Raw genomic sequence first — 14,706 nt, 5'->3', positions numbered from 1 at the left:
CCACAGGCTCGGCAATTAAGCCGACAGACGTGCGCGGCCGCGCGCACGGCGGGCTGCGAGAACCTTGCGGCCGCCAGCGGTAGCCATGCGGGCACGGAAACCATGACGACGCTTGCGAACAAGCTTGGACGGTTGGTAGGTACGCTTCGACATTTATTTAATACCGCGGTGTGCGGCCCTTCTTGAATTTGCAATTATTTGCAAGAGCGTTTCGTTTTTTGCACGGCTAACCCCGCCTGGGCGAGCTTTCAATGGCCGAGCGTGCGCGGCTTATAAGGGCATAGGCCGAACAAAGTCAATTGCCGAAGGGGTTTTCGCGGTTCACCTTTTGCGGAAAACGCACCGCCATCTCCTTCGCCGACTGCCAATAGAGATTGATTCCAACGGGCAATCGGTAAAATCCGAAATTCTTTCTTAACGCAGCATTGATAAATGTTGTGATGCGAAAAGTTATGCCAGCTTCCTGTTTTCCGTCGTGCGGCTGGCTTGTGTTGGGGGAACGAAATTGAGAATTCGCGGTCGTATCAATCTTCTTGTCGGGCTGATGAGCCTCGTGGCCTGTACTATCGGTGGACTGTCCATCTATGCGGTCAGCGAATTCCGGGTGCGTACGGTCGCATATGAAAAGGCGGCAGAGCGCGCCTATAAGGGCGAGGCGCTCAACCGGCTGGTCACCGCGGTTGTGATGGAGGCGCGCGGGGTTTACGCTGCCCCCGATATCGCAAAGGCCGCACCCTTCGCGGATGGCATCGTCAAGAACCTTGACGCCATGGAAAAGCTGATCGGCACATGGACCCCTCTCGTTCCGGCGGAACAGAAGTCGGCCTTTGATAACCTCTCCAACCGCTTCAAGGAATTCAAGGCGTTCCGCCTGGAAACCGCGCGGCTTGCCCGCGAGGCCAGCCCGCAGGCGGCCAACCTGCAGGGCAACAACGACGCGAACCGGGCCAACCGCAAAGCCTATCAGGCGGAAATCGATGCAGTCGTAAAGAATGACATTGCCGAACTTGAGGCCGTCAAGGCCGGCATCGACGGTTTTGTAACGACGACATTCTGGCTGGTCATCATCGTCACCGGCAGCGGCATATTGGCCGGCGCGGCCTTCGGTCTTTATATTGGAGCCCGGCAGCTGAGCGCGCCCATCCGCAGGGTTTCGGAAGTGATGAACGCCGTGGCTGACGGAAATCTGGACGCGGATGTGCCTTATCTCGGCCAGAACGACGAGATCGGTGAAATGGCGGCGGCCGTTGAAGTCTTCAAGAAGAACGGCCGCGAAGTGCGCCGCATGAACGCCCAGGAAACCGCCATGCGCGCCAAGAGCGACGATCTTCAGGCCGGCATGGCCATCGTCGTCGATGCGGCTGCGGGAGGCGATTTCAGCCGCCGCATCAACAAGGATTACGGTGACGAAAACCTCAACCGTTTCGCTGCAACGATCAACGCGCTGCTCACCGGGGTAGATAATGGCGTCTCCGAGACCAGCCGCGTCATCGAAAGTCTGGCACGCGGCGATCTGACGGAAAAGATGGACGGTGAGTTCCGCGGCGTGTTTGCCGAACTCCAGGCCAACGTCAACCAGACGCTGTCCAAGCTGCGGGAAACGATGCGCGAGGTGCGCAGCAGCACGGAAGGCATCAGCGGCAACGCAAACGAATTGCGCTCGGCGGCCGACGATCTGTCGAAGCGGACGGAACAGCAGGCCGCCGCGCTGGAAGAGACGTCCGCCGCGCTGGACGAGATCACCGCCGTCGTTCGCAATTCCACTGATCGTGCGCAGGAAGCCAGCACCATGGTGGCCGAGACCAAGCAGAAGACGGAAGAATCCGCCAGTGTCGTGCGCGATGCCGTCTCCGCCATGGATCGCATCGAGCACGCTTCCCGTGAAATCAGCCAGATCATCAACGTCATTGACGAGATCGCCTTCCAGACCAACCTTCTGGCGCTGAATGCGGGCGTGGAAGCTGCCCGCGCCGGCGAGGCGGGCAAGGGTTTCGCCGTCGTCGCCCAGGAAGTGCGCGAACTGGCGCAGCGTTCCGCCACCGCCGCAAAGGACATCAAGGCGCTGATCACCAAATCCGGGCAGGAAGTGGGACGCGGCGTATCGCTGGTGCAGAAAACCGGTAGCGCGTTGAACGAGATCGAGACCCGTGTTCTCGCGATCAATGACCACATCCATTCGATTGCCACTGCAGCGCGGGAACAGTCCACCGGCTTGCACGAGGTCAATACGGCGATCAACCAGATGGATCAGGTAACGCAGCGCAATGCCGCCATGGTGGAAGAAACGTCGGCCGCAACCCACAAGCTGAGCAATGAAGCGGGACATCTCGTGACGCTGGTGTCGCGCTTCAAGGTTGGCGCTGAGGATGCTCCGCACCACACGCGGATCGAGCAGCCGATGCGACCCGTGGCGGTATCCGGCAGAGCGGCGGCTGTCGCTTCTCCGGCCCGCAAATTGATGAACAGCGTCAGCCGCGCCCTCAATGCCCAGCCGGCCGCCACACCGGCGCATGGCGACTGGCAGGAGTTCTGAGAAAGCCGATCTGTGTTTCTCGTGAGACCCGCTATCCGTAAAACGCCGCCTTCGGGCGGCGTTTGTTTTTTGCGCCGATGAAAACGTTTATTTTGCAGTGCATTGGAAAAATGTCAGTTAGGTCCTATTATCATGCGTGCATATAAACCGAGCCGTTCAACCGAAGCGGCGGCGCGCATAGGATCAGGGCCAGGTGTTATCTAAAGGCGTAGACAGCTTGGACCGCACGGAGGACAATCCGGTGCACTGCATGCCGGGATTGACCGCTGGTCTTTCGGGGCGCCTGCTGTTGCTCACGGTCATTTTCGTGATGATCGCCGAAGTACTGATCTTTGTGCCTTCCGTCGCCAATATGCGTCTGTCATGGCTGCGTGACCGCCTGAACACGGCGGCTGCCGCCGGCGCGGTGATTGACGGCTTGCAGGCCGAATTGCCACGAAGCGTGCAGAACGACACGCTGATGGCAACCGGGGCAAAGCTTATCGCGCTGCGCAAGGACGGCACGTCGCGCCTGCTCGCGGTGGCGGAAACGCCGCCCGGGGTGGACGAGCAATATGATCTTTCCGATGTCTCACAGCTGGCGGCGGTTCGGGATGCGTTTTCCACATTGCTGTTCGGCGGCAACCGCATCATCCGCGTTTTCGATGTCGTCGGCGACAGTGACACCATCATCGAGCTGGTGCTCGGCGAAAACAAGCTGCGGGCAGCCATGCTCGCTTATGCGCGCAATGTGTTCCTGATCTCTATCGTCCTGTCACTCATCACCGCCGGCCTCATCTTTATCTCCATCAACCGCATCATGATCCGGCCCATACGCCGGCTGACGCTCGGCATGCAGCATTTCTCGGAAGACCCCGGCAATCCGGAGCGTATCTTCGTGCCGGAAGAAGGCACCGATGAACTGGCGGTTGCGGGACGTCACCTCGCCGACATGCAGACGGAACTGCAGAAAACGCTCAGGCAACAGAAGAACCTCGTTGATCTCGGCCTCGCCGTTTCGAAGATCAACCACGACATGCGCAACATCCTTTCATCCGCGCAGCTCATGTCGGACCGGCTGGTGGATGCCAAGGATCCGATGGTCCGCAGTTTCGCTCCGAAACTGCTGCGCACCATCGACCGCGCCGTGGCCTATACGGGTGAAGTTCTGGCCTATGGGCAGGCAACGGAGGGCGCCCCAAAACGCAAGACGGTCCATTTAAGCCTTCTGGTTCGGGATGTGCGCGATATTCTGGCGCTTGAGCCGGAAAGCGGCATCGAGTTTCATGACAGCGTGCCCGGCGATCTGACTGTTGACGCGGATGCCGAGCAGCTGTTCCGGGTGATCCACAATCTCTGTCGCAACGCCGTTCAGGCACTGCAATCGGATGCGACAAATACCGTGCCGCGACATCTGTCCATTGCTGCTCAAAGGGCCGGCAACGTCGTCAGCATCGTCATCGACGACAACGGGCCAGGAATGCCGCGCAAGGCAAAAGAGAACCTGTTTTCCGCTTTCCGCGGATCGGCCCGCTCCGGCGGCACGGGCCTCGGCCTCGTCATCGCCCGCGAACTGGTGCTTGCCCATGGCGGCACCATAGCACTTGTCGAGAAGCCCGGCCCAGGCACGCAGTTCCGCATCGAGATCACTGACCGCGCCGCCACTGTGCAGGCGGCCAGAACCGCCTGAAAATTCCCTGAGCCAACGGCCCTCAGTCATCGGCGCGCCCGCTGGAAAAAGGGCAGTGTGCACCGCTTCGAAAACGGTCTCTATGGAATTTCTTTTGTAATCAATGAGATAAATGAATTGCTGCGGAAAAATGACAATTTCGAAACGAAATCGCTTGCAATCGGAATGAGGACGTTTTAGAGGATCGCCACGCCACCGGAAACGACCGGAACGGCACGCACCCGTAGCTCAGCTGGATAGAGCACCAGACTACGAATCTGGGGGTCAGGAGTTCGAATCTCTTCGGGTGCGCCATTTCTCTTCCCATGAAACTTTAGATAAGACCCAAGTCAATCGTTGTTGTGGCGCGGCCTCATCCGAATAGTTTGGCCCGCATGAGCGCTGCCAATCGGCGACGAGGCTCCGCGCGCCCAACAAACTTCGAATCACTCGAATATGTGCCGAAGTCTCTGGGTCACCAGATGGCTCAGAGTAAAAGTCATGTTGGACGCGGACACGTTTGCGGGTTCGATTTCGAGACATCACGACTGCGCCGCCTCTGCAATTGAGGTGCGGCATGGCAGCGGCGAGATTCTAGCCAAAATGAGGTCGCTTGTGATTCTCGCCATGGCTTTAGGAGCTGTGTGCTCCAAGGCGGTTTTAAGCCGAGAAATGCCAGCTTCGCATATTTGGGAATAAACCCCTACATATTAGTGGTTTTGGTGAAAGCCCGTATTACAACGCTTGGCGGTGAGCCGGGTTTGCCTGGCTTTTTGATGTCACCGAACTTTCCGCAAACCTTCGTCATATTGTCATACAATATAAGCATATGCGCTCCAGAAAAGGAGCGCAGAATGACGCCACAATCACTTGAGCTTTCAGGAATCGGCAAAGGCTTCGGGGCTGACGATGTTCTGAAAGAGATCGATCTCTCCATCCGTCCCGGGGAATTTTTGTCCCTCGTCGGCATGTCTGGCTGCGGCAAGTCCACGCTGCTGCGCATCATTGCCGGGCTGGAGACACCGGATCGCGGTTCGGTATCGATCGGCGGGCAGGACGTGACGGAGATTGATCCGAGCGACCGCAATCTGGCGATGGTTTTTCAGTCCTACGCGCTTTACCCCCATATGAATGTCCGCCAGAACATCGCGACGCCGCTGCGTATGCGGCGTCTGCCGTTTGCCGCGCGTCTGCCGCTGATCGGACGCATGATGGCGCCGGCCGAAACGTTGCGCGATATCGACGCCGCCGTCGAACAGGCGGCCGAGACCCTGCAGATCGCGCATCTGCTGGACCGCAAGCCGGCGCAGCTTTCCGGTGGCCAGCGCCAGCGTGTTGCGCTCGCCCGGGCGCTGGTGCGCTCGCCTGCCGCATTCCTGATGGACGAGCCGCTTTCCAACCTTGATGCCAAGCTTCGCGCCCATATGCGCGAGGAGCTGGCCGGGCTGCATCGGCGGCTGGGTGCAACCTTCATCTACGTCACCCACGACCAGATCGAAGCCATGACCATGTCCGACCGCATCGCCTTGATGTCGGAAGGCCGGATCGAGCAGCTCGGTACGCCGGATGAGCTTTACCGGAAGCCTGCAACGCTGACCGTCGCTCGCTTTATCGGCACGCCTTCCATCAACCTGCTGCCGGTCGAAATCGATACGCTCGGCAAGATCACCGCTTTCGGTCGTGATCTGGGCATCGACACGGCAGGTCGCGACGCTGGCCCCGCGACCCTCGGCCTGCGCGCCGAAGATCTGCGTCCGGGTGCCGAAGGTTTTGCTGTGCGCGTGGTCCGCAGCGAAACCCACGGGGCGGATCGCTTCGTCAGCTGCCGTCTTCTCAGCGACGAGACGGTTGCCATTACCCTGCGTCAGGGTGCGGGCGAGGCACTGGAGGCCGATGCGCATGGCGTGCTGAACCTCGGTTTTACCCCGGAAAGCGCTCATCTTTTTGCCGCCGATGGCCTGCGCCGCAAGACGACGGTGCGTGAACGGGTGCCGGCATGACGGTTGTTGATGCTTCCATGACCGCGCGTGCCAAATCCCGTCCACGCCTGTCCAAGGCGGACCGGCGGATGATCTGGCGCGGCCTGATGTTTGCCGCCCCCGCAAGCCTGCTGCTTCTGGCCATCTATATTGTTCCGATGCTGGTTCTCGCCGGGTTTTCCGTAACGGATTACCAGCTCGGCGCGCTCTCCACGCGCTTCGTCGGCCTCGGCAATTTCGTAAAAGCATTTCAGGACCCGGTTTTCCTGCGTGCGTTGACGAATACCGCCATCTACGCGGTCATCGTCATCCCCTTCGGCGTGTTTCTGGCGCTTGGCGTGGCCCTGCTCGTCTATAATCGCAAGCGCAGCCGTGCCTTCTGGGAAGTCGCCTATTTTCTTCCCGTCACCGCAACCCTCGTCGCCATGGCGACCGTGTGGCAATTCCTGCTGCACCCTTCGCTCGGCCCGGTGAATGCCGCGATCAAATGGCTGGGTTTCGAACCCGTCGCCTTCCTTTCCAATCCCGTCCTCCTCATTCCCACCATGGCGCTGATCGGCATCTGGCAGGTTCTGGGCTTCAACATGGTGCTGTTCCTTGCCGGCCTTACCGCCATTTCGAAGGATCTGCATGAGGCGGCGCGGCTAGACGGTGCAAAGAACCCCATAGACCGGTTCCTGACGGTGACATGGCCGATGCTTGGGCCGACGACCATGTTCGTGGTGGTCACCACCTCCATCTCGGCCTTCAAGGTATTCGAGACGGTCGCCGTGTTGACCAAGGGCCGCTTCGGTTCGGAAACCCTGCTGTTCGATCTTTATCTTGAGGGTTTCGAATATTCCAACACCGGTTATGCGGCGGCGCTGACCATTATCTTCCTCGCAATCGTGCTGGTGCTGTCGATAGGCCAGACGCTGCATATGGACCGGAAGGTGCATTACTGATGGGCGCTCTCCGCAAATATTTCCCGCATCTGGTCCTGGCGCTCGGCGCATTCGTGATGCTCCTGCCGTTTTACTGGATGATGCTGACGTCGATCCGCTCACCGGCGGAAATATTCAACGTCTCGCTCTGGCCGATCCCGGAAAAATTCGACGCGGTGGAAAACTATGCCCGGGCTGCGGGACAGGTGCCGATGGCGCGCTTCATGCTGAACGGCGTCATCGTCTGCGTCGGCATCCTCATTGTTCAGGTTCTGACCTCGGTTCCGGCGGCCTATGCACTGGCGAAGCTCAGGTTTCCGGGCCGCAAGCTGCTCCTGGGCCTCGTCATCGCGGCGCTCTGCGTGCCCATTCAGGCGCTGGCGCTGCCGCTTTTCGTCGGGCTGGCGAAAACGCAGCTCCTCAACACCTATTTCGCAATGATGATGCCGTTCTTCCTCTCGGTCTTCGCAATCTTCCTGTTCAACCAGTCCTTCCGCAGCTACCCGGATGAAATCATCGAGGCGGCACGCATGGATGGTTTTTCGGAAATGGAAATTTGCTGGGGGCTCGTCCTGCGCGGCTCGCTGCCTTCGCTCGCCGCTTTCTCGGTCTTCTCGCTCGTCGCCCACTGGAACGACCTTTATTGGCCGATGATCGTGGTTTCCGACACCAATCTCGCCCCGCCGCCGCTCGGCATGATGTTTTTTGCCGACGTCGAATCCGGCGCCAATTACGGTGCGCTTATGGCGGGCGCCACACTGATTACCGCGCCGATGGTGCTGTGCTTCCTCCTCGCACGGCGGCACTTCATCGCCGGTATTACCATGACCGGCGTCAAGTGACGCCGTTCACACTCCTCCTCCCAACCTCTCTGGAGACTGATATGAAACTCAACCGACGCGCTGTGGTGAGCGGTCTGGCCCTCGGCATGGCTTTTGCAGGCCTTGCGCAGCCGGCTCTGGCCAATGAAATCACGCTGAACGTTCTCTACAACCTGCCGGGCTTCACCAAGTTCCATCAGCCGCTGGCCGATGAATTCATGAAGAAGAACCCGGACGTGAAGATCAACTTCCTCGCCCCGGCCGCCGGTTACAACGAAGGCCAGCAGCAGGTTCTGCGCTCTGCCGTCACTGGCAATCTGCCCGATGTTTATTTCTCGGGTTACAACCTGACGGCGGAACTGGTGCACACGCTCGCACCGCGCAACCAGATCACCGATCTCGGCCCGTTCATCCAGGCTGAAGGCGGTCAGGCCTTCCTCGACAAGAACTACAGCCCGAAGATGGCCGCTCTCGGCCAGATCGACGGCAAGCAATACGGCCTGCCGGTCAACGCGTCTTCGCCGATCATCTACATCAACGCCGACCTCGTCACCAAGGCTGGCGGCGACCCGGACAAGATGCCGACGACCTTCCCGGAACTCATCGCTCTCGCCAAGAAGATCAAGGCTCTCGATGCCAAGTTTGCCGGCATGAGCTACGACATCAACGGCTGGCCGGATGACTGGTTGTGGCAGGCGCTGGTCTTCGAACAGGGTGGTAAGCTCGTTGACGAAAAGACCAAGACCGTTGCGTTCGACAATGAGATCGGTCTCAACGCCCTGAAGATGGCCCGCCAGTTCGTCACCGAAGGTGGCCAGAACCTGCTCGACTGGGACCAGTCGCGCCAGCAGTTCGGTGCAGGCCTCACCGGCTTCATCTTCTCGACCCCGGCTCACGTTCAGACGATCCAGGGTCTGGTTGGCGACCGCTTCAAGCTGAAGACGGCGACCTTCCCGCTCGACAACAAGGAAAAGGGCGGCGTGCCGACCGGCGGCAACTCTGCCGTTATCCTGACGCAGGAAAAAGCCAAGCAGGACGCTGCCTGGAAATATCTGAAGTGGATCACCGGTCCGGAAGCGCAGAACACCATCGTTCGCATCACCGGTTACCTGCCGACCAACAAGCTGGCAACCGGTCCGGACTTCCTCGCTCCCTATTATGTCGAGAACCCGAATGTGAAGACCGCTTCGCTTCAGGCCGACCGTTCGCTGCCCTGGGCCGGTTATCCGGGTGGTGATTCCGTCCGCATCTGGCGCACCCAGCGCGACATCATCGGCACCGTCATGCGCGGTGAGGTGACGCCGGAAGCCGGTCTCAAGCAGGTTGTCGAACAGACCAACGCCCTGCTGAAATAAGCCACCAGAAAGAGGCTGCGGGGAAATCCGTTCCCGCAGCCATTTTGCGCAGAAAGACCTGTTATGAAGATCATCCAGATCACCGACACCCATCTCGTACCGCCCGGCATCGCTGTAAACGGCGTCGATCCGGAAAAGCAGCTGCGCGCGGCGGTGGCCGATATTGTCGAAAAACATGCCGACGCCGATCTTCTTGTCATGACGGGCGATCTTTGCAACTACGGCGAGCCGGAAGCCTATGAACTGCTGCGCGATATTCTCGCGCCCGTCTCCGTCCCCGTGCGGCTGATGCTTGGCAACCACGACCGACGTCCGGAATTCGTTGCAGCTTTCCCGGAACAGCCGCGCGACGACAATGGCTATATCCAGTCATTCATCGATACCGAATTCGGCCGCCTGCTGTTTCTCGACAGCCACGAAGCCGATGTCATCGGCGGCAGGTATGGCGCGGATCGTCTGGCATGGTTGGAGAGTGCGCTGGAAAGCGCAGGCGAACTGCCGGTGACGGTTTTCATCCACCACCCGCCGATGGATTGCGGCATCCGCCATTTCGAACATATCGGCATGCATGATGATGGCGCCATCATGCGCCGCCTCGCGGCTCATCCGGGCGGTATACGTCATATCATCTTTGGCCACATCCATGTGCCAATGGCGGGCACCACTGCCGAAGGCATAGCCTACAGTTCCGGTCAGGCCTGCGCGCATCGTTTCATTACCGATATCGATGTTCTCGATCCACTTTGGACGGGTGGCAACCCCTGTTACCGGGTCATCACGATAGGTGCATTTGGTCTGCGCGCCTATGATGCAGAAGTGGGGCAGGTTGTCCTCGGTCAGGCACCCATCTGTAAAGGCCCCTGATCACGGGCGATTTTTGGCGATATGACGGGGCGGTTGCCCGCCTCATCATATTTCGCCGCCGATACGATGCTACGGAAGCTCTCCGATTGGCGAGGCGGCGATGTCGCGAAGACCCCGCGGCCTGTAGCGCCGATGCACCACTTGCGGTTTCCTGAGCGAGATTTGATGGACTAAGGCCATGGTCCCGATCGCGCCCTTGATCTATGTCAGTTTCATCGGTGAAACTGCACGCCATAGTCGCCAGAGAAATGGCCAGCTTGATGTCGTGCCATCGTGAGTGCAGATCATGGAGAAGTGCATGCTTGAAAAGCGTATCCGCAATGCGTCCCTGCTGAAGAGGATCGTCAGCGCCGAAGAGGCCGCCAGTCTCATTCAGGATGGGATGACTGTCGGTATGAGCGGCTTCACACGCGCTGGTGAAGCAAAGGCCGTGCCGCTGGCGCTGGCCGAGCGCGCCAAGACGCATCCCATGAAAATCACCCTGATGACCGGCGCGTCCCTCGGCAACGATCTCGACAAGACCATGGTTGAGGCCGGCATGCTGGCGCGCCGCATGCCGTTCCAGTCCGATCCGGCTTTGCGCAAGGCGATCAATGACGGGAGGGTGATGTTCATCGATCAGCATCTTTCCGAAACGGTTGAGCAATTGCGTGGCGGTCAGATCCATGGCGTCGATGTTGCCATTGTCGAGGCCGTGGCAATCACGGCGGAAGGCGGCATCGTCCCCACCACCTCGGTTGGTAATTCCGCAAGCTTCGCCATTCTGGCCGATAAGGTCATCGTTGAGATCAACCTGTCGCAGCCCGAAGTGCTGGAGGGGCTGCACGACATCTTCATTCCCGCCAAACGCCCGACCCGCATGCCCATTCCCGTCGTGGCGACGGACAGCCGTGTCGGCCTGCCATTCATTCCGGTGCCGCCGGAAAAAATCGCCGCCATCGTGCTGAGCGACAAGAGCGACAGTTTTTCAACGGTGCTGCCGCCGGATGACGAAACCAAGGCGATTGCCGGCCATCTCACCGAGTTCCTGCTGAACGAGGTGCGTCATGGCCGCATGACCCACGAACTCCAGCCGCTTCAAGCCGGCATCGGCACCATCGCCAATGCGGTAATGCATGGTTTCATCGATACGCCGTTTCACGATCTCAAAATGTATTCGGAAGTCCTGCAGGATTCGACCTTCGAGCTTTTCGATGCGGGCAAGCTCACCTTCGCCTCCGGTTCATCGATCACGCTATCCTCCGCCATGAACGAACGGGTCATGCCGCGGCTGGCCGACTACAAGAGCAGGCTGATCCTACGTCCGCAGGAGGTGAGCAATCACCCTGAGGTCATCCGCCGCCTCGGCATCATCGGCATCAACACGGCGCTGGAATTCGATATTTATGGCAACGTCAATTCCACCCATGTCGGCGGAACGCACATGATGAACGGCATTGGCGGCTCGGGGGATTTCGCCCGTAACGCCTATATGTCGATCTTCGTCACCAAGTCGATCGCCAAGGGCGGGGCCATCTCAAGCGTCGTTCCGATGGTCAGCCATGTCGACCACACTGAGCATGATGTGGATATTCTCGTCACCGAAACAGGTCTTGCCGACCTGCGCGGTCTCGCTCCGCGCGAGCGCGCGGCGGTCGTCATCGCGAACTGCGTGCATCCCAGCTATCGCGATGCGCTGACGGATTATTACCAGCGGGCGGCGGCACGGGGCGGGCACACGCCGCATCTCATCGAAGAGGCGCTGTCCTGGCATAATACACTTCGTGAAAGAGGAACGATGCTGCCGCAGCAATAGGGCCTGCGCTTTTGCCGGCCACGGAGTTTCCTGCCTGTCGCCCGGTAATTGGGTCTGTTTGGACACACCGGGGCGGAAAGTGTCCGCTGCTCTGCTTTGGTTGCTGGCGCGGCAGTTCCGCCTCCGGTAGAAAATCCTCTCCCCCTGGCTGCTATCCGGCTGCCTCTGGGTTGTAGGAGAGTGATGTGATGCCCCTTCGCTTCGTGGCCGTAATTGCGATTGTCGCCCTGCTCGCAGGCTGCGGTGGGCGACCCATCGGGGTCATGACGCCGACGGGGCAGACCGTGGCGGGCACGACGCCGGTCAACCTTCTGGTTGCCACCACGCGTGCGCCATCAGAAAACACCGCCGTGCTTTTCGGCGGTGAGCGTGGAACGGGCCTGAAGGTCGATGCCGTCACCATTTCGATTCCGCCCAATGCCAACCGCAAGGTTGGGCAGGTGCAATGGCCGAAAAAGCTGCCGCCGAACCCGCTGAAGGATTTCACCACGGTGGCGGTGGAGCCTATTCGTTCCGAAGCCGAAACCAGAAGCTGGATCGGTAAACATATCGCGAAGGACCGCCGCGTGCTGGTCTTCGTGCATGGCTTCAACAATCGCTACGAGGAATCCGTTTATCGCTTCGCCCAGATCGTCCATGATTCAGGCACGGATGTTGTGCCCGTCGTCTTCACCTGGCCGTCGCGAGCAAGCATTTTCGACTATAATTACGACAAGGAAAGCACCAACTACTCCCGCGATGCGCTTGAAGAGATGCTGACGCGTCTCGCCAAGGACAAGTCCATCGGTGAGGTCACTGTCATGGCGCATTCCATGGGCACCTGGCTTGCGGTGGAAGCGCTGCGCCAGATGGCAATCCGTAATGGCCGCGTCGATCCGAAGATCAACAATGTCATTCTTGCCGCGCCGGATCTCGATGTGGACGTCTTTAGCCGGCAATTCGCAAGTCTTGGCAAGACGCCGCCGAAATTCACCCTTTTCGTCTCGCAGGATGACCGCGCACTCAGCCTGTCGCGCCGTATCTCAGGCAATGTCGACCGTCTCGGCCAGATCGATCCATCCGTCGAGCCTTATAGCAGCCAGCTGGAAAAGGCCGGCATCACCGTTCTCGATCTCACCAAGCTGCAATCCGGCGACCGCCTGAACCATGGTAAATTTGCCGAAAGCCCCGAGGTCGTCCGCCTGATCGGCGACCGCCTGATTGCTGGCCAGACGGTGACGGATTCCGATGTCGGTCTGGGTGAGGCGCTGGGTGCTGTCAGCATCGGCGCTGCGCAAACCGTTGGAACGGCAGCCAGCGTGGTGGTCAGCGCACCGATTGCGGTGTTCGATCCGCGCACGCGGGAAAATTATGGCAGGCAGGTGGAACGGCTCGGTCGCTCCATGGAGAACACTGTCGGATCGGTGGGCGATACGGCCGGTTCCGTGGTGGATGATCAGGCGCTTCAATCGTCAAGGGTCAACTGCGAGGCCGCCGCCAATCGCAAGCGGGCGGAATGCCGTAACCGTTAAGCTGAGATGTGAGCGGGGGTGGCGAAAACGTTAGGCGTTTTTGTTATCGCGCCCCCCGCAGATTTGTATACAGCTTGTATTTTTATCTGTATGGTCGGGTCAACAACCCAACTTCCGGAGTAAGACCCATGCGTTGGAAACGCACCCTCCAGCTTCTCGATGTTCATTGCGAAGGCGAAATCGGCCGTGTCGTCACCGGCGGCGCGCCTAAAATTCCCGGTAATACCGTGGCGGAACAGCTTCACTGGATGAATACCGATCCGCAGGGCGAGGCGCTTCGCCGCTTTCTGACACTGGAGCCTCGCGGCACGCCGATGGGATCGGTCAATCTTCTCCTGCCGCCGAAGCATCCGGATGCGCATGCCGCCTTCGTCATTCTCCAGCCGGATCAGGCGCATGCCAGTTCGGGTTCCAATTCCATCTGCGCAACGACCGCGCTTCTGGAAAGTGGCATGGTAGAAATGCAGGAGCCGGAAACTGTCATCATTCTCGAAACGGCCGCCGGTCTGGTCAAGGCCACCGCCACCTGCCGGGACGGACGCTGTGAAAAGGTCAAGTTGACCATGGTTCCGTCCTTCGTGCATGAGCTGGATGTCAGCATCGAAACGCCCGAATGGGGCAAGGTGACGATGGACATTTCCTATGGTGGCATTTTTTACGCGCTCGTCGATGTTCGCCAGATCGGTCTCACCATCGAGAAGGCCAATGCCGCGAAACTCGTTGCCGCCGGCATGACTCTGAAAGACCTCGTCAACCGTGAAATGACGGTCGTTCATCCGGAAATCCCCGCCATATCAGGCGTTGCCTATGTGATGTTCCGCGATGTGGATGCGGATGGTTCCATCCGCACCTGCACCACCATGTGGCCAGGCCGGGCGGATCGTTCCCCCTGCGGCACCGGCAATTCCGCCAATCTTGCGACGCTTTATGCGCGCGGCAAGGTGAAGGTGGGAGACGAGTATAAATCCCGCTCGATCATCGGTTCGGAATTCGATGTCGGCCTTTCTGCCGTCACCGAGGTGGCGGGCCGCCCGGCCGTCATTCCCACCATTGCCGGGCGCGGCTTCACCTTCGGCCTGCACCAGGTGGGCCTCGATCCCTTCGACCCCTTCGCTGATGGCTTCGCCATGACCGATGTCTGGGGGCCGGAAGCCGGCAACATCTGAGACAGGCTTTAAAAAAATGACATTTACAGCCGCCCGATGACCTCTGGCGGCTGTTTTCCCGCGACAAAAGATGCTAAGCGGGCGCAATTCCATCATGCTCCGAGGTATCCC

At 59.6% G+C, this 14,706-nt stretch carries 11 protein-coding genes and 1 tRNA gene; 11 read left to right on the top strand and 1 reads right to left on the bottom strand.

Annotation, left to right across the window (positions count from 1 at the left end; all coding sequences use genetic code 11):
• Window positions 1–15: 15 nt before the first annotated feature.
• The gene (gene rpmH, locus AKG12_RS20750; RefSeq protein WP_003493611.1) at window positions 16–153 is read right to left on the bottom strand and encodes a 50S ribosomal protein L34; all 138 of its coding nucleotides are present in this window, start codon (window positions 151–153) and stop codon (window positions 16–18) included.
• Window positions 154–505: 352 nt separating this feature from the next.
• Here rpmH and AKG12_RS20745 point away from each other — a divergent pair, with 352 nt between their 5' ends.
• From AKG12_RS20745 to AKG12_RS20690, 11 genes are all read left to right on the top strand, one after another.
• A complete protein-coding gene (locus AKG12_RS20745) occupies window positions 506–2,533 on the top strand; it encodes a methyl-accepting chemotaxis protein (protein ID WP_052820270.1) in 2,028 nt (675 codons plus the stop codon).
• A 250-nt stretch (window positions 2,534–2,783) separates the two neighbouring features.
• Window positions 2,784–4,202, top strand: coding sequence for a sensor histidine kinase (locus AKG12_RS20740; protein WP_052820269.1), 1,419 nt, complete (start codon window positions 2,784–2,786; stop codon window positions 4,200–4,202).
• A gap of 217 nt (window positions 4,203–4,419) precedes the next feature.
• Window positions 4,420–4,496: transfer RNA gene (locus AKG12_RS20730), tRNA-Arg, on the top strand.
• 539 nt (window positions 4,497–5,035) lie between these two features.
• Window positions 5,036–6,181, top strand: a complete 1,146-nt coding sequence (locus AKG12_RS20725; RefSeq protein ID WP_052820267.1) for an ABC transporter ATP-binding protein — start codon at window positions 5,036–5,038, stop codon at window positions 6,179–6,181.
• Window positions 6,178–7,104, top strand: coding sequence for a carbohydrate ABC transporter permease (locus AKG12_RS20720; RefSeq protein ID WP_052820266.1), 927 nt, complete (start codon window positions 6,178–6,180; stop codon window positions 7,102–7,104). Before AKG12_RS20725 ends, AKG12_RS20720 begins: the two co-directional genes overlap by 4 nt.
• The gene (locus AKG12_RS20715; RefSeq protein WP_046799371.1) at window positions 7,104–7,925 is read left to right on the top strand and encodes a carbohydrate ABC transporter permease; all 822 of its coding nucleotides are present in this window, start codon (window positions 7,104–7,106) and stop codon (window positions 7,923–7,925) included. Before AKG12_RS20720 ends, AKG12_RS20715 begins: the two co-directional genes overlap by 1 nt.
• Before the next feature lie 41 nt (window positions 7,926–7,966).
• Entirely contained in the window at window positions 7,967–9,259 is a 1,293-nt protein-coding gene (locus tag AKG12_RS20710) for an ABC transporter substrate-binding protein (RefSeq protein ID WP_046799372.1), read from the top strand.
• A gap of 63 nt (window positions 9,260–9,322) precedes the next feature.
• Entirely contained in the window at window positions 9,323–10,123 is an 801-nt protein-coding gene (locus AKG12_RS20705) for a phosphodiesterase (RefSeq protein WP_052820265.1), read from the top strand.
• A 298-nt stretch (window positions 10,124–10,421) separates the two neighbouring features.
• Entirely contained in the window at window positions 10,422–11,918 is a 1,497-nt protein-coding gene (gene scpC, locus AKG12_RS20700) for a succinyl-CoA:acetate CoA-transferase ScpC (RefSeq protein ID WP_052820264.1), read from the top strand.
• 188 nt (window positions 11,919–12,106) lie between these two features.
• Window positions 12,107–13,429, top strand: a complete 1,323-nt coding sequence (locus AKG12_RS20695; protein WP_046799375.1) for an alpha/beta hydrolase — start codon at window positions 12,107–12,109, stop codon at window positions 13,427–13,429.
• A 128-nt stretch (window positions 13,430–13,557) separates the two neighbouring features.
• Window positions 13,558–14,595 carry a 4-hydroxyproline epimerase gene (locus AKG12_RS20690; protein ID WP_052820263.1) on the top strand — a complete coding sequence of 346 codons (1,038 nt, stop codon included), beginning with the start codon at window positions 13,558–13,560 and terminating at the stop codon, window positions 14,593–14,595.
• Window positions 14,596–14,706: the final 111 nt, after the last annotated feature.

Origin of the sequence: Agrobacterium sp. SUL3 (assembly GCF_001263295.1) — a bacterium.
Classification (GTDB): domain Bacteria; phylum Pseudomonadota; class Alphaproteobacteria; order Rhizobiales; family Rhizobiaceae; genus Agrobacterium; species Agrobacterium tomkonis.
Note: the sequence above shows the minus strand (reverse complement) of the source record. Positions and strands in the feature narration are given on the sequence as shown.